Annotated in this window: 18 protein-coding genes and 1 other annotated feature; of the genes, 2 read left to right on the top strand and 16 right to left on the bottom strand. The window is 68.4% G+C overall.

All coding sequences use genetic code 11. From position 1 onward, the window contains the following. Nucleotides 1-6: 6 nt before the first annotated feature. From QO015_RS12340 to QO015_RS12295, 10 genes are all read right to left on the bottom strand, one after another. Nucleotides 7-990 (bottom strand): ABC transporter permease, encoded by a 984-nt coding sequence (locus tag QO015_RS12340; protein WP_266279097.1) that lies wholly within the window; start codon nt 988-990, stop codon nt 7-9. A gap of 21 nt (nt 991-1,011) precedes the next feature. Beyond that, on the bottom strand, nt 1,012-3,537 hold the full coding sequence (locus QO015_RS12335) for an ATP-binding cassette domain-containing protein (protein ID WP_266279099.1): 2,526 nt from the start codon (nt 3,535-3,537) through the stop codon (nt 1,012-1,014). 65 nt (nt 3,538-3,602) lie between these two features. Then, on the bottom strand, nt 3,603-4,649 hold the full coding sequence (locus QO015_RS12330; protein ID WP_266279100.1) for a substrate-binding domain-containing protein: 1,047 nt from the start codon (nt 4,647-4,649) through the stop codon (nt 3,603-3,605). Between the two features lie 293 nt (nt 4,650-4,942). Then, on the bottom strand, nt 4,943-5,704 hold the full coding sequence (locus tag QO015_RS12325; RefSeq protein WP_266279101.1) for a FadR/GntR family transcriptional regulator: 762 nt from the start codon (nt 5,702-5,704) through the stop codon (nt 4,943-4,945). Further along, the gene (locus QO015_RS12320; protein WP_266279102.1) at nt 5,701-6,909 is read right to left on the bottom strand and encodes an aminotransferase class V-fold PLP-dependent enzyme; all 1,209 of its coding nucleotides are present in this window, start codon (nt 6,907-6,909) and stop codon (nt 5,701-5,703) included. The genes QO015_RS12325 and QO015_RS12320 overlap by 4 nt, the downstream gene beginning before the upstream one ends. A gap of 1 nt (nt 6,910) precedes the next feature. Further along, nucleotides 6,911-7,813 carry an ABC transporter permease gene (locus QO015_RS12315; RefSeq protein ID WP_266279103.1) on the bottom strand — a complete coding sequence of 301 codons (903 nt, stop codon included), beginning with the start codon at nt 7,811-7,813 and terminating at the stop codon, nt 6,911-6,913. Beyond that, nucleotides 7,810-8,742: an ABC transporter permease gene (locus tag QO015_RS12310; RefSeq protein ID WP_266279105.1), complete on the bottom strand. Its 933-nt coding sequence runs from the start codon at nt 8,740-8,742 to the stop codon at nt 7,810-7,812. Before QO015_RS12310 ends, QO015_RS12315 begins: the two co-directional genes overlap by 4 nt. Nucleotides 8,743-8,745: 3 nt before the next feature. Then, the gene (locus QO015_RS12305) at nt 8,746-9,687 is read right to left on the bottom strand and encodes an ATP-binding cassette domain-containing protein (RefSeq protein ID WP_266279106.1); all 942 of its coding nucleotides are present in this window, start codon (nt 9,685-9,687) and stop codon (nt 8,746-8,748) included. Next, the gene (locus QO015_RS12300) at nt 9,684-10,664 is read right to left on the bottom strand and encodes an ABC transporter ATP-binding protein (RefSeq protein ID WP_266279107.1); all 981 of its coding nucleotides are present in this window, start codon (nt 10,662-10,664) and stop codon (nt 9,684-9,686) included. The genes QO015_RS12305 and QO015_RS12300 overlap by 4 nt, the downstream gene beginning before the upstream one ends. A gap of 68 nt (nt 10,665-10,732) precedes the next feature. Beyond that, complete coding sequence (locus tag QO015_RS12295) at nt 10,733-12,343, bottom strand: peptide ABC transporter substrate-binding protein (protein ID WP_266279109.1); 1,611 nt, start codon at nt 12,341-12,343, stop codon at nt 10,733-10,735. Between the two features lie 191 nt (nt 12,344-12,534). Then, nucleotides 12,535-12,590, top strand: a sequence feature (sul1 is cis-regulatory element that is thought to sense ions involved in sulfur or methionine metabolism; They are found in Alphaproteobacteria). Nucleotides 12,591-12,650: 60 nt separating this feature from the next. Here QO015_RS12295 and QO015_RS12290 point away from each other — a divergent pair. Together QO015_RS12290 and QO015_RS12285 are read left to right on the top strand one after the other, a co-directional pair. Continuing rightward, on the top strand, nt 12,651-14,129 hold the full coding sequence (locus QO015_RS12290) for a SulP family inorganic anion transporter (RefSeq protein ID WP_266282358.1): 1,479 nt from the start codon (nt 12,651-12,653) through the stop codon (nt 14,127-14,129). A 59-nt stretch (nt 14,130-14,188) separates the two neighbouring features. Continuing rightward, nucleotides 14,189-14,374: a DUF3606 domain-containing protein gene (locus QO015_RS12285; RefSeq protein ID WP_266279110.1), complete on the top strand. Its 186-nt coding sequence runs from the start codon at nt 14,189-14,191 to the stop codon at nt 14,372-14,374. A gap of 3 nt (nt 14,375-14,377) precedes the next feature. Here QO015_RS12285 and QO015_RS12280 read toward each other — a convergent pair whose 3' ends face one another. Genes QO015_RS12280 through QO015_RS12255 form a run of 6 tightly spaced genes read right to left on the bottom strand, consistent with a single transcriptional unit; the run spans nt 14,378 to nt 20,877 of the window. Further along, nucleotides 14,378-15,991 carry an FAD-dependent oxidoreductase gene (locus QO015_RS12280; RefSeq protein WP_266279112.1) on the bottom strand — a complete coding sequence of 538 codons (1,614 nt, stop codon included), beginning with the start codon at nt 15,989-15,991 and terminating at the stop codon, nt 14,378-14,380. Next, nucleotides 15,988-16,701, bottom strand: coding sequence for an acireductone synthase (gene mtnC, locus QO015_RS12275; protein ID WP_266279113.1), 714 nt, complete (start codon nt 16,699-16,701; stop codon nt 15,988-15,990). The genes QO015_RS12280 and mtnC overlap by 4 nt, the downstream gene beginning before the upstream one ends. A gap of 4 nt (nt 16,702-16,705) precedes the next feature. After that, nucleotides 16,706-18,028: an S-methyl-5-thioribose kinase gene (mtnK, locus tag QO015_RS12270; RefSeq protein WP_266279115.1), complete on the bottom strand. Its 1,323-nt coding sequence runs from the start codon at nt 18,026-18,028 to the stop codon at nt 16,706-16,708. Between the two features lie 40 nt (nt 18,029-18,068). After that, entirely contained in the window at nt 18,069-18,914 is an 846-nt protein-coding gene (locus tag QO015_RS12265) for a carbohydrate ABC transporter permease (RefSeq protein WP_266279116.1), read from the bottom strand. Further along, nucleotides 18,911-19,861 (bottom strand): carbohydrate ABC transporter permease, encoded by a 951-nt coding sequence (locus QO015_RS12260; protein WP_266279118.1) that lies wholly within the window; start codon nt 19,859-19,861, stop codon nt 18,911-18,913. Before QO015_RS12260 ends, QO015_RS12265 begins: the two co-directional genes overlap by 4 nt. Next, a complete protein-coding gene (locus QO015_RS12255) occupies nt 19,858-20,877 on the bottom strand; it encodes an aldo/keto reductase (protein WP_266279119.1) in 1,020 nt (339 codons plus the stop codon). The genes QO015_RS12260 and QO015_RS12255 overlap by 4 nt, the downstream gene beginning before the upstream one ends. Nucleotides 20,878-20,886 lie beyond the last annotated feature (9 nt).

Here is a 20,886-nt window from a genome sequence, read left to right as displayed (position 1 = left end):
TTCCTCCTACTGGTTCTTCTTGAGAGCGCCGACAGCCATAGCGAGCAGGATGAAGCCGCCGTTGAGCGCATAGCGATAGGGCGCGCCGAGCCCGAGCAGGGTCAGCCCGTTGCCGAGAAAGGTGATGAACAGCGCGCCGACCAGCGTGCCGGCGATCGTGATCTCGCCCCGCCGCGACAGCAGCGTTCCGAGATAGACGGCGGCGAAGGCGTCGAGGAGATAGGGCTCGGCGCCGCGCGGCATGGCGATCGAGGTGCGCGAGACCAGCGCGACACCGGCGATCGAGGCGAGCACGCCGGAGAGGACGAAGCCGCCGGCGAACACGCCGCGCACGTCGACGCCGGCGAGATAGGCGGCGCGGAAATTGCCGCCCACCGCCCGCGCGCGCCGGGCGAAGCTCGTATAGCCCGTCACCACGATCATGATCAGGAACACGGCGAGGCCGAGCAGGATCAGCGTCGAGACGGGACCGATCCAGCCCTGGCCGATGAAGAAGAACGGCTTGGTGAAGCCGCGCGGCAGCGTGAACAGGATCTGCGGTTCGGCGCCGTTGGTCATCAGCAGTTCGCCCGAGCGGATGACGAACATCATGCCGAGCGTGCCGATGATGGCCGGGATGCCGGCATAGGCGGCGAGCAGGCCGTTGACGAGGCCGACGACGAGGCCGAAGGCGAGCGGCACGAGCAGCACGACCCAGAGCGGCTCGCGATGCAGCATGAGCACCGCCGCGATCAGGCCGGCGCAATCGGCGATCTGCGCCACCGAGAGATCGACGCCGCGCATCGCCATCACGATGCCGAGGCCGAAGGCCATGATCACCAGCACGACCGACTGGTGCAGCACATTGGCGATATTGGCCGGCGAGGCGAAGCTCGGCTTGATGATCGCGAAGATGACCAGCACGGCGAGCATGCCGAAGGCGGGCCCGAAATCGCGCAGCTGGTCGGCGATGCCGCCATGGCTCTGGCGCCTGGATGCGATGGCGTTCATGCGTTTGCCCTTGCCTCGCTCTCAGAAGATCAGGATCTGGCCGATGCTGCGCCGACGCAGCAGGCCGAGTGAGATGGAGAGCACCAGCACGATGCCCTGAACGCCCGGCAGGGCCTGGTTGGAGATGCCCATCAGGATCAGCCCGTTCGAGAGCGAGGCGAGGAAGATCGCCGCGATCACCGTCCCGATCACCGTCAGTTCGCCGGCGCGCGACATCGTCGAGCCGAGAAAGGTGGCGGCGAGCGCGCTGATCAGGAAGTCGACGCCCGAGGCGAGCGCCGAGGCGCCATAGCTGTAGGAGGCGAGCACCACGCCGGCGATGCCGAGCACGAGGCCGCCGAGCGCGCAGGAGGCGAAGGCATAGCGCGAGCGGCCGATGCCGCGCAGCATCGCCGCCGCCTCGTTCTGGCCGACGGCATACATCCTGAGCCCGAGCCGGGTGCGGCGCAGGATGACATGGAGCACGAAGGTGACCGCGACCAGCAGGATGAAGACGAAGGGCACCGGCCCGACATAGCCCTGGCCGATGAAGAAGAAGCCCGGCTGGTTGGAAAGCGTCAGCGCCTGGCCGCCATTGTAGAGCAGCGTCGCGCCCATGATGACGAACATCATGCCGAGCGTCGCCACGAAGGCGGGAATCCTGAGCACGAGGATCAACGCCGCGTTGACGGCGCCGACCGCGAGGCCGAGCGCGCCGCCGAGCGCCACCGCGGCGGCGGCGCCGGAGCCGCCGATCAGCGTTCCCGCCGCGACATTGGCCGCGAACTGGCTGGTCGCGCCGGCCGACATGTCGAAGCCGCCGGCGATGAGCACGACCGTGAGCCCCAGCGCGATGAAGGCGAGCACGCTGCCCTGCTTCAGCACGTCGAACACGTTGTTGATGGAGAGGAATTGCGGCGCCATCGCCGCGATGATCGCGAGCACGACCAGCATGCCGATCACCGTGCCCCAGCGGGCGAGGAAGTCGGTCGTCGCCGATTGCCGGCTCTGCGTCGGCGGCGCTTCGGCGGCCGTGCTGCCGTCGCCGCTGCCCGACGCCCAGTAGAGCAGCGTCTCCGGCGTCATCTCGCTGCGGTCGGTGATCTCGTGCACGATGCGGCCGCGGCGCATGACCACCGTGCGGTCGCACATCGCCGCGACCTCCTCGAAATCTGAGGAGATGAAGATGACCGCCGCGCCTTCCCGCGCCAGCTCGACCATCTGGCGATAAATCTCGATCTTCGAGCCGACATCGACGCCGGTCGTCGGCTCGTCGAAGAGGAACACCTTCGCGTCGCCGGTCAGCCAGCGGCCGACGACGATCTTCTGCTGGTTGCCGCCGGAGAGGTTGCGCGTGCGCGGCTTCAGCGACGGCGGCTGGATGTTGAGCCGGCCGACCAGCTCCTGCGCCGCCGCCTTTTCGCGGCCGAGATTGAGCAGGCCGAAGCGCGCCCAGCGCGAGATGTTGGGCAGCGTCAGGTTCTCGCGCACCGAGAGATCGGTGATGAGGCCCTCGTGTCGCCGGTCTTCGGGGATGAGCGCGAAGCCGTCGCGCTTGGCATGGCGCGGATCGGAGGGCCGGGAGGGCTTGCCGGCCACGGTGACCGTTCCCCCCGTGCGCGGCAGCGCGCCGACCAGCGTCATCGCGAGCTCGGAGCGGCCGGCCCCGACGAGGCCGGCGATGCCGAGGATCTCGCCGCGGCGGACGGTGAGGTCGATGCCCCTCAGCGCCCGGCCCTCGGTGAGCCCGCGCACCTCGAGCAGCGGCTCGCCGATCGTCACGGTCTCCTTCGGATAGAGCTGTGCGACCTCGCGGCCGACGATCATGCGCACGACTTCGGCGCGCGAGACCTCGCCGACCGCCGTGGTCGCGACGAGGCGCCCGTCGCGCAGCACCGTCACGCGGTCGACGAGGTTCAGCACCTCGTCGATGTAGTGCGAGATGTAGATGATGGTGACGCCCTGGTCGCGGAGCGCACGGATGATGCCGAACAGCTGCTCGGCCTCCTGCTCGCTCAATGACGCGGTCGGTTCGTCGAGGATGAGGGCGGTCGGGTTGCGCAGCAGCGCGGCGGCGATCGCCACCTGCGCGCGCTGGGCGACCGAGAGGTCGCGCACCAGCGTGTCGGGGGAGAAGGTGGCGGCGACCCGGTCGAGCGCCGACTGGACCGACCGCCGCATCGCGGCGCGGTCGAGGAAGCCGCCGGCCGTGACCGTCTCGTTGCCGAGCAGCGCGTTGCTGACGACGTCGAACTGCGCGACGAGCTGCTGGTCCTGATGGACGATGGCGATGCCGTTCGCCTCGGCGTCGCGGCCGTCACGCAGCCGCACCTCGCGGCCGCCGACGAAGATCTGGCCGCTGTCGGGCTGGTAGATGCCGGTCAGGATCTTGACCAGCGTCGACTTGCCGGCGCCGTTCTGGCCGAGCAAGGCGTGGATTTCGCCGCGGGCGACGGAGAGCGAGACGTCGTCGAGCGCCACCACGCCGGGAAAGGTCTTGCGGATCGAGCGGCACTCGACCGCCGGTGCGGCGCGGGCCGCGTCGCTCGCGGAGCCGGTCAGGGACATGCGGCAATTCCTGGCTGGAAAAGGGCAGGGGCGCGGTCGCGCGCCCCTGCATCGTCGATATTGGCTTAGGGAAGCACGGGACGGACAACCACGAGCGGCGCGTCCTGCGGCCAGCGCTGCTCGACATCCGCCTTGGCGATGCCGCTGTCCTCCCAGAAGCCTTCGCCCCAGCGCTTCTCGGTCGCCGCGACGCCGTTGTTGTGCGTGGCGACATAGACCTCGGTGAAGATTGCGCTCGGGAAGTCCTTCTTGCCGCCGATCGCGGCGGTGATGTTCTCGGCCGCGAGCTTGCCGATGGCCGGAACGTCCTGGACGATGGTGGCGACGAAGGGGCTGCCTTCGTCGAGCAGCATCTGGAAGCCGATCTTGTCGCCGTCGATCGACGCGATCTTGATCTCGTCGCGGCCCGAACGACGCACCGCCTCGGTGGCGCCGGAGACGAGCAGGTCATAGGCGCCCCAGACGCCGGCGATGCTGCCCTTCTCGGGATTGGCGGTGAGAAGGTCTTCCATCTGCGTCTGCACCTTGGCGGCGCTGTGCTCGGTCGGGACCCACTGCACCTTGACGTTGGGATAGTCGGCGAGGACCGCCTCGAACACGCGCTTGCGCGTCTCGAGCAGCGGCGCACCCGGCACCCAGAAGCCGATCACCGTGCCCTTGTAGTCGATGCTGGAGAGCAGCGAGCGGGCGAGCATGGCGGCCATCAGCGCCTCGTCGCCGCCGACATCGGCGATCGCGCCCTCGGTCTTGGAGCCGATCGAGGTCGTGATGACCGGAATGCCGGCCGCGTTGGCCTTGGCGACGACGGGCGCCAGCTGCTGCGGATCGCCGAGCTGCACGATGATGCCGGCGACGCCGGAATTGATCAGGCTCTCGATATTCTCGTTGTGCTTGCGCGGATCGGTGCCGCCATCGGTCACCACGACCTCGGCGCCGTTGTCCTTCAGCACCGAGGTAGCCCCGGCGATGATGTCGCGATTGTAGTCGTTGGTGATCTCGCGCGCGGCGATGCCGACCTTCTTGCCGGCCAGCGCCTGGGCATGGGCCTCGCCGACGACGAACGTGGCCGAAGCCAGCAGCGCGGCGGCTGCCAGTCCCATTATCAGTTTCATGGACGTCCTCCAGGGTTCTCGAACGGGCGGCGCTTGAGCGCTTCTTGTCTCAATCAATTGCTCGACGAGCGAATAATTGCGCGTTCTGTGTGGCCTGTCAACGCGCGTCTCCGCGATGGTTCCCGTACAAATGTTCGGGTGTCGGTCAAAAGCATTGTCGAAGTCGGAGGAAGTGCTGGCGATGTGATGCCGGAACGCTCGCGCGCGAGGGCGCGCGGCGGCCGGATCGGCGCGTCGCGGTGGCGGCGCCGTGCTTCGTGAAGGGGTGGTGTCGCCGCGGCGCGGCCTGGTCGTCAGGCGGCGGCGGGGTCGAGCGCGATGATGGCGCGGATCTCGCCTTCGACCACGTCGAGGATGTGGTTGATCGCGGCGACCGCGGCCGCGACGTCGGCGGCGAGGATCGCGTCGGCGAGCGTCCGGTGGGGCGGGAAGGAGGCGATGCCGAAGCCGTCGCGGCCGAACGGTGATTCGGCCGATCGCTCCAGCGCGTGGTCGAGCCGGAGCAGGATCTGGCCGAACATCGGGTTGCCCGACGCCTCGTAGATGGCGGCGTGGAAGGCCGCGTCGGCCTTGCGCCAGGGGCGGCCGCCGTTCACCTCGACGAGGAGGATATCGCAAAGCCGCGAGATCTCGCGCCGCTGCGCCGGCCGGGCATTCGCCGTCGCCTTGCCGACGACAGTACTTTCCAGCGAGCGGCGCACCTCGATGAGGCGCAGCAGCGCCTCGCCCTCGAGGCGGATCATGGTCGGCACGAGGCCCTTCGAGGAGGGCGGCCGCGCAACGAGGAACGTGCCCGCGCCGCGGCGGCGGCGAATGATGCCGAGCCCTTCCCAGCGGTTCAGCGCCTCGCGGATCGTCGTCCGGCCGACGCCGAGACGTTCGGCGAGCGAGATCTCCGGCGGAATGCGGTCGCCGACGCCAAGGCCGGCGCGGTCGATCATCTCGGCGAGCGCGTCGAGCACCGCGGCGCCGCGCGTGGTGGTGTCGATGCGCTCGAGATAGTCGACCGCATCGCGCGGGGCCGGGCCGAGAAGGAGATCGTCGATCGGGGTCACGCCGTGTTGAGCTTCCTGTGCCGCTGCCTGAGGCCGAACAGCTCGGCCAGCGCCTCCACCAGCACGTCCATCTGGCCGCGTGTGTTATAGCCCTGACAGGACAGCCGCGCGATATGGCGATCCTGCCACGCGAAGACGGGAATCTCGATGCCGTAATCGGCGAGGAGCGCGTCGTGGATGGCGAGCGGATCGCAGGGCGGGATCGGGATCGCCACCATCTGCGGGGCCGAGAATTCCGGGCTCGAGAGCGCATCCAGGCCGAACTGGCCGCGGACCCGCTCGGCCGTCTCCTGCGCGAGGTTCCGGCATTCCGCGGCGACGCGCCACCAGTCATGCGCATGGCGGAAGGCGATCGCCGACGGCACGGCGAGCCACGGTGAGGGATCGCGCGTCCCCTGCATCTCGATCTCGTCGATGAAGGCGGAGTTTCCGAGCGGGCCGCGCACGCCCGGCTCCTTGTTGTCCGCCGTCCAGCCATGGCTGACCACCAACGGGTCGATCATCGTCTGCAGGTCCGGCCGCACATGCAGGAAGGCGGAGCCCTTCGGCGACATCATCCATTTGTGGCAGTTGCCGGAATAGACGTCGGCGCCGAGGGCATCGAGCGAAAGCGGGATATGGCCCGGCGTATGGGCGCCGTCGATGACGCTGAAGATGCCCCGCGCCCGCGCCTCGGCGATCAGCCGCTCGATCGGGAAGAGCAGCGCGGTCGGCGAGGTGATGTGGCTGAGGAAGAGCACGCGCGTGCGCGGCGTGATGCCGGCGAGGACCGCCTCGTGAAAGGCTTCGGCCGAGACGAAGGGCATCGGCACCTTGACGACGACGATCCGCGCGCCGGTCCGCCGCGCGACGAAGACGAGCGTCTTCTCCAGCGCGCTGTATTCGTGATCGGTCGTCAGGATCTCGTCGCCCTCGGCGAGCGGCAGCGACTGCAGCGCGATGTTGAGCCCGGTCGTCGCGTTGGTGACCTGCGCGATGTTCTCCGGCGCGCTGCCGAGCTCGGCGGCGAGTGCGAGCCGCGCGGCGCGGAGATTGGCCTCGAGGCCGCGCCGTGAATCGAGGAACGCCACCGGCTGGCGCTCCAGCTTCAGCTGCCAGCGCTGGTAATCCTCGAAGACCGGCTTCGGGCAGGCTCCGAACGAGCCGTGATTGAGAAAGACGACGTCCGGATCGAGCAGGAATTGCTCGGCGAGATTGGAGGTCACGTCAGCGCCCTTTCAGGGTCGGATCGAGGGCATCGCGCAGCCCGTCTCCGAGGAGGGAGGCGGAGAGGATGGTGAGCGCGAGCGCGGCGGTGGGGAAGACGGCCATGTGCCAGTAGAAATACATGAAATTCATGCCGACATTGATCATCTGGCCCCAGCTCGGCGTCGGCGGCTGCACGCCGATGCCGAGGAAGGACAGCGACGCTTCCAGCATCATGGCGAGCGGGATGGCGAGCACGAAGCCGACGATGACCGGCGACACGGAGTTCGGCAGGAGGTGGCGCCAGACGATGTGCCAAGGCGAGGCGCCGAGCGCGCGCGCCGCCATGATGAACTCCTTCTCTCGGAAGGACTTCACCTGCGCCCGCACCAGAAGGCAGACATTGACCCAGCCGAACAGGCCCGAGATCAGCACGATCGCCCAGACGCCGCCGCGCGTCAGCGTCGCGAGCAGCAGCGCGGCGAGCAGCGGCGGCACCACCGAGAACAGCTCGATGATGCGCATGATCAACCAGTCGAACCGGCCGCCGAGATAGCCGGCGAGCGCGCCGAGCGGCATGCCGAGCAGGAGGCTGAACAGCGCCGCCGAGAGGCCGATGCCGAGCGAGACGCGCGCGCCATAGACGATGCGGGTGAAGAAATCGCGGCCCAGATCGTCGACGCCGAACCAGTGCTCTGCCGATGGGAAGGCGAGCGAGGTCGTGAGGAAGGCCTGGTCGTTGGGGCCGGTCTTGCTGACGAGCGGAGCGAAGATCGCCATCAGGATGATGACGGCGAGGACGATACCGGCGCCGAGCGCGGCCCGGTTGGCGGCGAAGCGGCGCCAGGCGAGATAGAGCGGGCTGCGCCGCCGCGCGGCGTCGGGCCTTGCGATGGCGGGAGGGGCCGTGGCGAGATCGGTCACTGGTCCTTCCCTCCGAGGCGGATGCGCGGGTTGAGCAGCGCGTAGAGAATGTCCGAGACCAGGTAGGAGATGCAGAACAACGCGCTGATCAGGAGCATCAGCGCCATCTCGAGCGGGTAGTCGCGCTTCTCGATCGACGAGACGAAATAGGCGCCGAGCCCCGGCACGCGGAAGATCTTCTCGACGAAGATCGAGCCGGTGGCGATGCCGACGAACATCGGCAGGAAGATGGTGATCATCGGGATCGCCGAGTTGCGCAGCACATGCTGGAAGACGATCCGCCGCTCGCTGAGGCCCTTGGCCCGCAGGACCGTCACGAACGGCTTGTTGAGCGTGTCGAGCATGGCCGAGCGGGCATAGCGCGCATAGGTCGCCATCGGCACGGCGGCATAGGCGGCGATCGGCAGGATCCAGCGCTTCGGCTCGCCCCAGCCGCTCGCCGGCGTCCATTTCAGCCAGACGGCGAAGACGAGGATCAGCAGGGTGGAGATCACGAAGACCGGAATGGTGAGGCCGAGCGTCGCGATGGTCGAGGCGACATAGTCGATCCAGCTGTTGCGCTTCAGCGCGGCGGCCATGCCGAGCAGGATGCCGAGCGGCGCGCCGATCAGCACCCCGAGCCCGCCGAGCACGAGGCTCGGCACCCAGGCATGGGCAATGAGGCCCATCACCGTCTCGCCGGGGCTCTGATAGGGCACGCCGAAATCGAGCCGGAACACGCCCCACATGTAGCGCAGGTACTGTTCCCACAGCGGCTTGTCGAGGCCGAGATCGGCCATCAGCCGTGCCTTGATATTGTCGGGCAGCGGCATGTCGTAGCCGTCGAAGGGCCCGCCGGGGATCGAGTGCATCATCAGGAAGATGACGATCGACACCACGATGAAGGTGGCGAGCATCGAGAGCGTGCGGCGGATGATGAAGGAGAGCATGGATCAGCCTCGCTCGCTCACGATCGCTTCGACGAAATGACTGCCGACCAGCGCGACGAGCTGCGGATCGGCGGTGTCGAGCAGCGGCTGCGGCTCGATGTCGGAAGGCCTGAGACGCGGCGTCGCCGCGCTGATCTCCGCCGACGAGAGGAAGCTGCGCCGCCGCCGCGCCTTGGGATCGATCACCGGCACGGCATCGAGCAGGGACCGCGTATAGGGATGATGGGCATGGGTGAAGATGCGCTCGGTCGGACCGCGCTCGACGACCCGCCCGCGCAGCATCACCACGACCTCGTCGGCCAGCGAGCGCACGACGGAGAGATCGTGGCTGATGAACAGCATCGAGAGGCCCATATCGGCCTGGAGATCCTGAAGGAGGTTGACGATCTGCGCCTTGACCGAGACGTCGAGCGCCGAGGTCGGCTCGTCGGCGACGAGCACTGACGGACCGAGGATCAGCGCCCGCGCCACGGACACACGCTGCCGCTGGCCGCCGGAGAGCTCGTGCGGGTAGCGTGTCGCATAGCTGCCGTCGAGACCGACCCGCGCCAGCCAGTCGCGCGCCCGCTCGCCCCGCTCGGCACGCGTGCCGATGCCGTGAATGGCGAGCGGCTCTGCGATGATCTCGCCCAGCGTCATCATCGGATCAAGCGAGGCGTAGCTGTCCTGGAAGACGACCTGCATGCGGCGGCGGAACGGCCGAAGGTCCTTCTGCGACAGTGTGGTGACATCCTCGCCGCCGAGGATGATCCGTCCGTCGGACGGCTCGATGAGCCTGAGCGCCATCAGACCGGTCGTCGTCTTGCCGGAGCCGGACTCGCCGACCAGCGCGACGGTCGCATTCGGGCGCACGCGGAGATCGACCCGGTCGACGACCGTCTGCGCGTCGTAGCGCTTGGTGATGCCCTTCAGTTCGAGCGCGGGCGCGCCGTCCTTCGCGCTCATGCCGCCATCCTCCCGGCCTCGATGCGGATGCAGGCCGCAGTCCGGCCGCCGGCATAAGCTTCGAGCGGCGGCACCGTCTGGCGGCATGCTTCGACCGCGAGCGGGCAGCGCGGATGGAAGGGACAGCCCGGCGGCGGCGCGATGGGATTGGGCGAGGCGCCGGGAATCTCGGTGAGGCGCTGCTTGCCCGGCGTCTGCCCCGGAATGCTGCCGAGCAGCGCGCGCGTATAGGGATGCAGCGCGTTCGCGAAGATGTCCTCGACCGGTCCGGTCTCCATGACACGGCCGCCATACATGACGACGACGCGATCGACCGTCTCGGCAATGACGCCGAGGTCATGCGTGATCATGACGAGGCCCATGCCGGTCTCGGCCTGGATATCCTTGATGAGCTGCAGGATCTGCGCCTGGATAGTGACATCGAGCGCGGTGGTCGGCTCGTCGGCGATGAGCACCGCCGGCTCGCAGGACAGCGCCATCGCGATCATCACGCGCTGAAGCATGCCGCCCGAGAGCTGGTGGGGATAGAAGCGGACGACCGCCTCGGCATTCTTGATCTCGACGCGCTTCAGCAGTTCGACCGCGCGGCGCAGCGCCTCGCCCTTGGTGACCGAGCGATGGGCGCGGATCGTCTCGACGATCTGGTGGCCGATGGTGAAGACGGGATCGAGCGAGGTCATCGGGTCCTGGAAGACCATCGCCGCGACGCGGCCGCGGATCGAGGCGATGCTGCGCTTGTCGGCGCTGAGCATATCGGTGCCGCCGAGCGCCATGCGCTTCGCCGTGATGCGCGCCGGCGGCTCGCGCAGGAGGCGCATCAGCGCCTGGCAGGTGACGGATTTTCCCGAGCCGGATTCGCCGACGATGCCGAGGCTTTCGCCGCGTTCGAGATGGAAGCTGACGCCGCGCACCGCCTGGACCAGGCCCTCATGCTGGCGGAAGCTGACCGCGAGATCCTCGATTTCGACAAGCGCCATCGGCTGCCTTCTCTGACCGGTATGGTGGAGGCGGGCGGGCGCGCTTGGGGGAGCGCCCGCCCGGACGGTCACTCCTTGGTGACGTGCGTGTAGAGATAGCCGGACAGGCGGTCGAGCGGCGTGAAGCCCTTGGAATTGGGGGTCACGCCCTCGCCCTTCAGCTTGTCGCTGACGGCGGCGATGGTCACCGGATGGACGAGCGGCACGAGGGCCGCGTTGTCGATCAGGATCTGCTCGGCCTTGGCATAGTCCTGCAGGCGCTTGTCCCAGTCGGCGCCGGCGTCGCCGGCATTCACCAGCGCGTCATAGTCGGCGAACTCGTAGTGATGGCGGCCGCCGGACTTGAACAGGTCGTAGAAGTTCGACGGGTCGAGATAGTCATACTCGTAGGGCGCCAGGAACAGGCCGTTCGAACGGGCCTTGAGCGCCGCCGTCCAGTCCTTGGTCGGCATCGACTTGATCTGCATGTCGACGCCGAGGATGTCCTTGAACTGCGCCTGCAGATACTGGAGCATCGGCGCGGCGATCGCCGCGTTGTAGCCGCCCTGCTCGCGATACCAGATCTCGATCGGCGGGAAGCCCTTGCCGTCCGGATAACCGGCCTCGGCCATTTCCTTCTTGGCGAGATCCGCATCGAACTTCGCCTGGTCGGCGATCGACTGCTGGTAGCCGGGATAGCTCGGTGCCAGGATCGAGTTGGCCGGAACGGCGGTGTCCTTCAGGACCGTCGAGGTGAGCTGCTCGCGATTGACCGCGGCCTGGAAGGCCTTGCGGACATGGACGTTGTCGAAAGGCGGCTTGTTGAGGTCGAAGGCGAGATAGTAGAGCGCGAACACCGCATTCTTGCGGATCGCATCGGGGAACTGCGCCTGAACGACCGGCACCTGGCCGGCATTCAGCGAGGTCCAGTCCGCTTCACCGGCCATGAAGGCGGGGAAGCCGACTTCCGGCGGTCCGATCTGCGTGTCGAGCACGAGCGTGTCGATCTGCGCCTGCCAGGGCCCGTTATATTTCGGGTTCTTGACCAGCGTCATCGTGTTGTTCGACTTCTCCCAGCTCTTCACCATGAAGGGGCCGGAAGCAACGAGCGTGTCGACATTGAGCGCGTAGTCGTCGCCGATCTTGTCGACGACATGCTTCGGCACCGGGTACCAGAGGCTGGCGACGCCGGGGAAATAGGATTTCGGCGCATCGGTGGTGACTTCGAGCGTCGTGGCGTCGAGCGCCTTGATGCCGAGCGTCGAGGGGTCGGCGCCCTTGTCGGTGACGTCCGACCAGCCCTTGATGCCGCCGGCGAAGGACCAGTACCAGTTGAAGTCGTAGCCTTCCTTGGCGGCGCGCTGCAGCGCGAAGACATAGTCTTCCGCCGTGAGCGGCTCGCCATCGCTCCAGACGAGGCCGTCCTGCAGCTTGAAGGTCCAGGTCAGGCCGTCGGCGGACTGGGTCCAGCTCTTGGCACCCATCGGATTGAGCTTGAACTCGCCGTCGAACTCGGTGAGCGGCAGCGACGTGATCTCGGGCGCGCCGGCGCGGTCATAGACCGTCTTCATGTAGTCCATGTAGGTGCCGCTCGTCGTCCCGCCCGGGCCGGTCACGGTGCTGTCGGCGAGGGCGGCCCCCGGTATCGCGAGGCTCGAAGCCACGAGCGCCGCACCGAGCCATCTCTTCAGCGCGTTCATCAAATCCTCCTTGTTGGCCTGGGCGCCGGGTGTTCCCGTCCCGTTGCCCAATGACATATGACTGACAAAGTTGGTGGCGGAGCACAAGCGCCCCGCTCGCTCAAAGGGATGGCATCGAGACGTTTTACCGGGCAGGCGCGAGCGAGGCGTGTTGCGTCGCGGGCGGGATTGATTTAGGTCAAGCTCATCCGCCTGGACCCGGTGAAAGCCCGGGTGGCTCTTCCGGCCGCCGATCCGCCGGACCATGCACAGCCCGAGCCTTCTCGACCGCCTGCTCGGCGTGCGTCAGATCGTTGCCACATCCCCCATGTCGTTCCCGTCCCGCTACATCCGCGAGTGGACTTCCAACATTCGCGCCGACATCCTCGCCGGCATCGTCGTCGCCCTCGCGCTCATTCCGGAAGCCATCGGCTTCTCGGCCATCGCCGGCGTCGATCCCAAGGTCGGCCTCTACGCCTCCTTCGCAATCGCCTGCGTTTCCGCCATCGTCGGCGGGCGGCCTGGCATGATCTCGGCCGCCACCGCCGCCACGGCGGTCGTCATGGTGAGCCTCGTCCGCGACCACGGCCTCGACTATCTCTTCGCTGCCACCATCCTGATGGGGCTGATCCAGATCGTCGCCGGCTTCCTGAAGCTCGGCCGCGTCATGCGCTTCGTCTCGCGCTCGGTGATCACCGGCTTCGTCAATGCGCTCGCCATTCTCATCTTCATGGCGCAGCTGCCCGAGCTGATCGGCGTGCCGATCGCGACCTATCCGATGATCGCGGCCGGCCTTGCCATCATCTATCTCTTTCCGCGCCTCACCCGGGTCATCCCCTCGCCGCTGGTCGCCATCGCCGTGCTGACGCTCTTCGCCGTCGCCACCGGCATGGATCTCAGGACCGTCGGCGATCTCGGCGCGCTCCCATCCAGCCTGCCGCAATTCGGGATTCCCAACGTACCCTTCACGCTGGAGACGCTCAGGATCATCCTGCCCTATTCGCTGACGCTCGCCGCCGTGGGCCTGCTCGAATCCCTGCTCACCGCGCAGATCGTCGACGACATGACCGATACGTCGAGCAGCAAGAGCCAGGAATGCGTCGGCCAGGGCGCCAGCAACATCGCCTCGGCCTTCATCGGCGGCATGGGCGGCTGCGCCATGATCGGCCAGTCGGTCATCAACGTCACCTCGGGCGGCCGCGGCCGCCTCTCGACCTTCGTCGCGGGCGCGTTCCTGCTCTTCCTGATCCTCGTCCTCGACGACGTCGTGCGCATCATCCCGATGGCGGCGCTCGTCGCCGTGATGATCATGGTCTCGATCGGCACCTTTTCCTGGCGCTCGATCATCGACCTGCGCCGCAATCCGCGCTCCTCGTCGATCGTCATGCTGGCGACCGTGATCACCGTCGTCGCGACGCATGATTTGGCGATCGGCGTGCTGGTCGGCGTGCTGCTCTCCGGCATCTTCTTCGCAGGCAAGGTGTCGAAGCTCGTCTCCGTCGGCCGCGCGGAAGACGGCGAGGGCCAGGTCACCTATGTCGTCGCCGGGCAGATCTTCTTCGCCTCGGCGGAGGCATTCCTGCGCGGCTTCGATTTCGAGGAGACGGCGCGACGCGTCGTGATCGACCTCACCCATGCCCATTTCTGGGACATCACGGCCATCGGGGCGCTCGACAAGGCAGTGATGCGGCTGCGCAAGCTCGGTGCCGAGGTCGAGGTGATCGGCCTCAACGAGGCAAGTGCGACCATGGTCGACCGCTTCGCCCTGCACGACAAGGACGGGGCGCCCGTCGCGACCGGACACTGACGCCTGCAACCCGGAGTCCGGTCCCGCATTGCCTTCATGGACCATGATGGAGGCAAGCCATGGCAGACGATCCGATGAAGCGCGGCGCCCAGGACCGGCGTCAGGTCTCGGGCTCCGAAGATCACGAAGTGCGCTATTTCGCCGAGCAGAACGGCGTCTCGATGGATGAGGCGCGCCGGCTGATCGCCGATCACGGCAACGACCGCGCGACGCTCGAGGCCGAAGCGAAGAAGCTCCGCCGCTGAGGCTCAGTCCTTGAGCATGCCGTCGATCCGGCGCGCCAGCGCGGCGCGGTCGGCGGTTGTGAAGAACTGGTCGGTGCGGCGTCGGATGATGTCGTCCGCCGTCGCGGCCATCTCTTCGCGCGCGAAGAAGACGACCTCGCCATGGGTGAGGCGGCCGTCGTCCGAGATCGCATCGGCGCCGTGGGCGAGGATGCTCGCGGCGACGCGCGGCGCGCGGCTGCCATAGGTCTCGACCAGTCTTGCCGCGAGGCGGGGACCAACGCCGGTTGCGACGAGCGCAGCCTCCGCGGCGGTCCGTTCCGTATCGCTGCGCCGATAATTCCGCCCGCCGCCAATCGGCAGCGCGGCCGTGTCGATCGCGCGCGACCGGCCGAGCGCCGAGAGAACCGCGTCGGCGGCGTCGGCGGCCATACGGCGGAACGTTGTCCACTTGCCGCCGATCACCGTGACCAGAGTGGCCTCGCCGATCGCGCGGGTGAGAACGGCATGATCGCGGCTGCGCGCCGAGAGCTGCGCATCCGACGAGCGGAGCAGCGGCCTCACCCCGACGATCCGCTCGACGACCGAAGGCGGCGGCAGGTCCGGCAGGGCGGCCGCGAGCGCCGCGAGCAGATAGGCTTCGTCGTCCGGCGTGGCGGATGCGGCGTCGGGGTCGGCGACGGGCGCTTCGGTGGTGCCGAGCAGCAGCCGCCCCGGCGCGATTTGGTAGGTGACGCAGAGCCGGCGCCGCGCGGCATCCTCGAAGAAGAGCAGGTCGTCGCCGAGCGCCGCCGCGGCCTCGGGCGCATCGACGAGGAGGTGGATGCCCGCGACGCCACCGGTCATCGGCTCGGCGGGGCCGAACAGAGCCGCCACCGCGTCGGCATGCGCCCCCGCCGCGTTGACCACGGCGCGCGCGGTGACGACATGGAGGGTGCCGCCGAGCCTGTCCTCGATCGTCAACCGGCCGCCATCGGCTTCGACCAGCGGGCAGTGGTTGAGCGCCACGGAGCCGCTGCCGGCGACGACTCCGTCCTCGACGAGCTCGACCGCCACCCGCTCCGGCATATGGATGCGCCCCTCGCCCATCGTGAGCAGCGCGCGGTAGCGGGGCGCGAGCGGGCGGAGCCGTGGCGGAAAGCCGGCGCGCGCCACGAGCCGCGTGCGCGGCAGGGCGCGAGGGCGCGGCGCGAGACCGTCATAGAGGAGGCCGGCAAGGCGCATGGCCAGCGTGCCGGGAAGGCCGCTCATCTTCGCGAGGCGAAGGAAGCCGAGCGGCGCCGTGACGAGGCCTTTGAGGCGCGCGGAGAGTGGCAGCACGACGCGGATCGGTTTCACTGCATGCGGCGCGTTGGCCAGCAACCGGTCGCGCTCGATCACGGAGTCGCGGACAAGCGCGATGTCGCCCCGCTCGAGATAGCGGAAGCCGCCATGGGCGATGCGGGTCAGCGCGCCGCTGGCGCCGCTCGCGAAATCGCTGCGCTCGACGAGGAGGACGCGCAGCCCCTGCAGCGCGAGGTCGCGGAAAGTGCCGGCGCCGGTGATGCCGCCGCCGACAACGACGACGTCGAAATCCGGCCGCGCGGCGATCTCGGCCAGCATCCGCGCCCGGTCGAGCGGCGGAGCGGCCGTCGTCATGGTGCCTCTGGCGCCTCGGGCCGGCGGGTGACGTCGATCTCGGCGAAGGAGCGGATCTCCGGAACGCGCGGGTCGGACGACGTATCCTCGCGCAGCACATGGATCACCGCGACGCCGGCGGCGAGCGCGGCCGTGACCTCGCGCGGATTGTCGGTGAAGAACAGGAGCCGTTCGGGCGCGACGCCGATCGCCGCCGCGATGGCGCGGTAGGAATCGGTGTCGACCTTGGCGCCGACGCGGGTGTCGAAATGGCCGGCAAAGAGCGGGCGAATGTCGCCGACGCGGCTGTAGCGGAAGAACTCGGTCTGCGTCTGCACGGAGGCGGAGGAGAAGATATAGGCGGGCAGCCCCTCGGCCTTCCATCCCTCCAGCGCCGCGAGCGCATCATCATAGATCTGGCCCTGAAAGGCGCCCGACCGATAGCCGGCGTCCCAGACCAGGCCCTGCAGCCGCTTCAGCGGCGGCGCCTTGCGATCCTCGGCGAGCCAGGCGAGCAGCACGCCGACCGGCTCGGCGCCGGTTCCGTCGAGCGCCATCGTGTCGGCGAGAATCTCGCGCACCTCGGCATCGTCCCGGTGCGCGTCGACATAGGGCGGCAGATGCTCGGCGAGCCAGGGATACATCACCTCGTTCACATAGGAATTCGGCGTGATGGTGCCCTCGATGTCGAGCAGCACGGCGGCGGGCGTGAAGGCGAGGCGGTCGGTCATGATCTCAGCGAGCCGAGGGCGCGTCGGGGTCGAGGCCGGCCCGCTCGAAGCGGGGAATGGCATCGAGCAGGGCGCCGAGATCCGGATAGCGCTCGGGATGCTTCAGCAGCGAGCGGGCGAGAGCGAGCGTACCGGCCTGCGCCTCGGCGCGGCGGACGGTGTCCTCGATGACCATGAAGTCGGCGACCTGCGCGTAGGAGATGACGCGGCGGATCATCTTGATCGCCGCGAAGGCGACGAGGTCGCGGAAGATCGCGTCGACGAAGTCGGACCGGATCGTCGAAAGCCGGGCCGCGCCGGCGGCATCGGCGAAATGCGTGGCCGGATAGCCGTCACCGGCGGCGGGATTGGCCTCCCACAGCGCGAGGAACTCGCGGCGGAAGGTGGTCCACAGCGTCGCGATCTGGTCGAGGATGAAGGCGCGGAAAGCGTCGCGCTCCGCCGGATCGCGGTCGTAGCCGCCCTGCGCATACCAGGCGATGACGAGATTGGCGACGAAGGCACCGAGATCGAATCCGATCGGCCCGAAGGTCGAGAACTCGCCGTCGATGACCCGCGTCTCGTCCTCGGTCACCATCACCGAACCGGAATGCAGGTCGCCATGCAGCAGCGCCTGGCGGTTGGAGAGGAAGGCGTTGCGGTGGCGCGCGACGGCGGTCTTCAGCGCCACGTCCTCGCGGAAGGCCCTGGCCCAGGCCCCGATCTCCGGGATGAAGCGGTTGCGCCACACCTCGACATAGGGATCGATGAAGATGAGGTCGACGCTGATCCTGAGCACCGCGTGGTTCCTGGCGAACAGCGAGACGTCCTCGAATTTCGTCTCGAAGGGCACGCCGAGATCGGAGGTGTGGAAGGCGGCGGTCGCGACATAGCGGCCGACATCGCCGGCGACCTTCGGGAAGCGCCGGCCTTCGATCAGCCCGCCGCGCAGGATGATATGCGGCGTCAGCTGCTGCATGACGATAAACTGCAGCGACGGATCGAAGTGATAGAGCTTCGGCGCGAGTTCTCCGACGACGCCTCCGAGCCGCTTCATGTAGCTCGCCTCGAAGGAGGCGCGGTTCTCCGAGAGCGGCCAGCTCTCGCCGTGATAGCGCACCCAGGGCAGCGACTGCTTGGCGCAGACGCCGCCATCCGGTCCCTCGACGATGAAGACGGCGTTCATGTAGCCGTCGGCGACGTCGCGGATGCGCCAGTCGGATGCCGTGCCGCCGAGGATCGCCGCCACGTCCGGCAGCCGCTCGATCTCGGCGATGATGTCGGCCTGGCTGAGGACGCGGTAGCCGGGTGTCGAGATGGTCACGGCGGACGTGGTCGCGGCAGACATGGGAACTCCGGAAATCAGAACGGAACGCGCCGCCTGAACATCATTTTACGCCGCCCTTCGCAAGCCCCTCGACGAGGTGCTTCTGCATCAGGAAGGCGATGAGATAGATCGGCACGATGCCGGCGAGCGAGGCGGCGGCCATCTGGCCGAAATTGACCAGCCGGTCGCCCTGGAACAGCGAGATGCCGACGGTGAGCGTGCGCATCCCGTCGGTGAGCGTCAGCCCCGAGGCGAGCAGGAACTCGTTGAAGGAGAGGATGACGACGATGATCGTCGTGGCGGCGATGCCGGGCGCGATGATCGGCGCCACGACCGAGACCAGCGTCCGGAACCGGCCAGCGCCGTCGAGCGCCGCCGCCTCCTCGATCTCGACCGGAACGCGCCTCAGGAACGGGCCGATCAGCCAGAAGGCGACCGGGATGTTGAGGAGGCCGTAGACGAGGATGAGGCCGGCATGGGTGTTGAGGAGGCCGATCGTCTTCAGGAGGAAGAAGAACGGGATCAGCCCGACGACCGGCGGCGCGATATAGCTCGCCAGCGTCGCCTGCGGCAGGAAGCGGCGGAAGACGCCCATGCGGATCATCGCATAGGCGGCGGGCAGCGTGATGGCGATGGTGAGGATGCCGGCCAGCACCGAGACGATCACCGAATTGGCGATGAAGGTCGTCAGCGAGGTCGCGGCGAAGGCGCCCGGCCAGTTGTCGAGCGTCGGGTCGACGGGCAGGAAGTTGCCGGCGAGGACGTCGTCCTTCCGCTTGAACGAGACGGAAAGCAGATAGGCGATCGGCAGCAGGAAGAAGGCGAGCGAGACCAGCGCGCCTCCGAGCGCGAGGACGCGCAGCGGATTGCGGCCGAACTCGAGGCCGGAAAGGACGCGGGCCGTCACGGCTGGTTCTCCGAGGCGAAGCGGTGCAGCCGGACGACGGGAATGGTCACGATGCCGATGACGATCGCATAGACGAGCGTCTGCGCGGCCGCGTTGCCGACATCGAACTGTTCGAGCGCGAGACGCCAGATGCCGAAGGTCGCGGTCGTCGTGGCGAAGCCGGGGCCACCGAAGGTCAGAACATAGACGAGGTCGAACAGCTTGAAGCCGATGATGAGCTTCAGGAGGAAGATCGAGGCAAGCGGCGCCGCGACCAGCGGCAGCGTGATGTGGCGAAGGCGCTGCAGCGGCGAGGCGCCGTCGACCATCGCGGCCTCCTGCACCCCGTCGGGAAGGCTGAGGAGCGCGGCGAAGGAGAGGATCGCGACGAAGGGTACCCATTGCCAGAGATCGGCGACGCCGATCGAGAGCCAGGCGAGGAACGGCGTCGCGAGGAAGGACAGCGGCGCGTCGATGATCCCGGCCTTCATCAGCACGCCGTTCAACAGCCCGCCGGCGGGCGCGAGGATCAGCTTCCAGGCGACGGCGACCATCACCGGCGGCGTCATCAGCGGCAGCAGCGCGATGACGAGCAGCGTCCGCCCGAGCTTCAGCAGCGTCACGAAGGCGAGCGCCACGAAAAAGCCGACCGCGACTTCGGCGGTGGCGGAGGCGAAGGCAAACGCGATGCTCTTCGCGACGGCGATCTGGAAATTGCCGTCGGTCAGCGTGGCGACGATCTGGTCGGTGCCGACGAATTTGCGGAAGGGCTTGCCGAGCGTGCTCTTGCTGGTGGCGAGCGCGATGAGGAACAGCGTCGGATAGAGCGTCGTGACAATGAGCGCGACGACGAGCGGCGCCACGAACAGGGCGCCGACGATCCGGTCACGCCGCGGGGATACGTCTGCGCGGGGCTTGGCTCTCGCGGCCGGCGAAACGATCGCGTCGGAATAGGGCACGCTGGTCATCGCGCGTGATCGGCGCCAAGCGGGCCGCTGCCGGCGCCGGTCGCTTCGATGGCGCGCCCGATCTCGGCGACCTCGTCCGCCGACAGCGCGAAGCGCGCGGCGGCCGCCCAGCCGTCGACCTGCGCCGGCGAGCGGGCGCCGACGATGGCGGCGGTGACGCCGGGGAAGGCAAGCGTCCAGGCGATGGCGACCGTGCCGACCGTGACGCCGTGCCGCTCGGCGATCGGCGCCAGCGCCGCCGCGAGCGCGAGGTTGCGCTTCAGCCTGTCGCCGTTGAACTCCTCGTCCGCCTTGCGCCAGTCGAGATCGGAAAGCGCCGCGGCGCGCTCGGCCGTGAAGCTGCCGGTCAGGAGGCCGGACTGCATCGGGCTGTAGACGATGACGCCGGTCCCGTGCGCCTCGGCCCAGGGGATGACATCGGCGGCTGCGCCGCGCGCGATGGCCGAGAAGGGCGGCTGCAGCGTGTCGACATGGCCGATCGCCTCGGCGCGTTCCAGCGCCTCGACGCCATGATTGGAAAGGCCGATGGCGCGCACCTTGCCGGCCGCACGGGCATCGACCAGCGTCTGCCAGTAATCCTCGATGCCGACGTCATGTGCCGGCCAGTGCACCTGCCAGAGGTCGATTGCCTCGACGCGAAGACGGCGCAGGGACGCGTCGAGTTCCTTCTGCAGCGCATCGCGGCGGCCGACGAATTTCGGCATCGCGCGCTCGCCCGTTCCCCAGTCGAGCCCGCATTTGGTGAAGACATAGGGCCGCTCGGAACGGGGGATGTCGGCGAGCGCCGCACCGACCAGCTCTTCGGAATGGCCGAGGCCGTAGGTCGGCGCGGTATCGATCCAGTTGATGCCGAGCTCCACCGCCCGGCGGATGGCGGTAATCGACTGCTCGTCGTCCTGATGGCCCCAGCCGAAGATCCAGTCGCCGCCGGCCGCCCAGGCACCGAAGCCGACCCGCGTGATGGCGAATCCGGTGCGGCCGAGGGCGACGGTGGGAAGGGCGGTTGCGGTCATCATGGCGCTCCG

Origin of the sequence: Kaistia geumhonensis, assembly GCF_030815145.1 — a bacterium.
In the GTDB taxonomy this organism is placed as follows: Bacteria; Pseudomonadota; Alphaproteobacteria; order Rhizobiales; family Kaistiaceae; genus Kaistia; species Kaistia geumhonensis.
Note: the sequence above shows the minus strand (reverse complement) of the source record. Positions and strands in the feature narration are given on the sequence as shown.

Coding starts and splice junctions, on each gene's coding strand:
- QO015_RS12280 (WP_266279112.1), bottom strand. CDS start 15,991: ATGACGACGGCCGCTCCGCCGCTCGACCGGGCGCGGATGCTGGCCGAG.
- QO015_RS12340 (WP_266279097.1), bottom strand. CDS start 990: ATGAACGCCATCGCATCCAGGCGCCAGAGCCATGGCGGCATCGCCGAC.
- QO015_RS12295 (WP_266279109.1), bottom strand. CDS start 12,343: ATGAACGCGCTGAAGAGATGGCTCGGTGCGGCGCTCGTGGCTTCGAGC.
- QO015_RS12255 (WP_266279119.1), bottom strand. CDS start 20,877: ATGATGACCGCAACCGCCCTTCCCACCGTCGCCCTCGGCCGCACCGGA.
- QO015_RS12310 (WP_266279105.1), bottom strand. CDS start 8,742: ATGCTCTCCTTCATCATCCGCCGCACGCTCTCGATGCTCGCCACCTTC.
- QO015_RS12305 (WP_266279106.1), bottom strand. CDS start 9,687: ATGAGCGCGAAGGACGGCGCGCCCGCGCTCGAACTGAAGGGCATCACC.
- QO015_RS12300 (WP_266279107.1), bottom strand. CDS start 10,664: ATGGCGCTTGTCGAAATCGAGGATCTCGCGGTCAGCTTCCGCCAGCAT.
- mtnK (WP_266279115.1), bottom strand. CDS start 18,028: ATGTCTGCCGCGACCACGTCCGCCGTGACCATCTCGACACCCGGCTAC.
- QO015_RS12285 (WP_266279110.1), top strand. CDS start 14,189: ATGGCAGACGATCCGATGAAGCGCGGCGCCCAGGACCGGCGTCAGGTC.
- mtnC (WP_266279113.1), bottom strand. CDS start 16,701: ATGACCGACCGCCTCGCCTTCACGCCCGCCGCCGTGCTGCTCGACATC.
- QO015_RS12330 (WP_266279100.1), bottom strand. CDS start 4,649: ATGAAACTGATAATGGGACTGGCAGCCGCCGCGCTGCTGGCTTCGGCC.
- QO015_RS12290 (WP_266282358.1), top strand. CDS start 12,651: ATGTCGTTCCCGTCCCGCTACATCCGCGAGTGGACTTCCAACATTCGC.
- QO015_RS12335 (WP_266279099.1), bottom strand. CDS start 3,537: ATGTCCCTGACCGGCTCCGCGAGCGACGCGGCCCGCGCCGCACCGGCG.
- QO015_RS12260 (WP_266279118.1), bottom strand. CDS start 19,861: ATGACCAGCGTGCCCTATTCCGACGCGATCGTTTCGCCGGCCGCGAGA.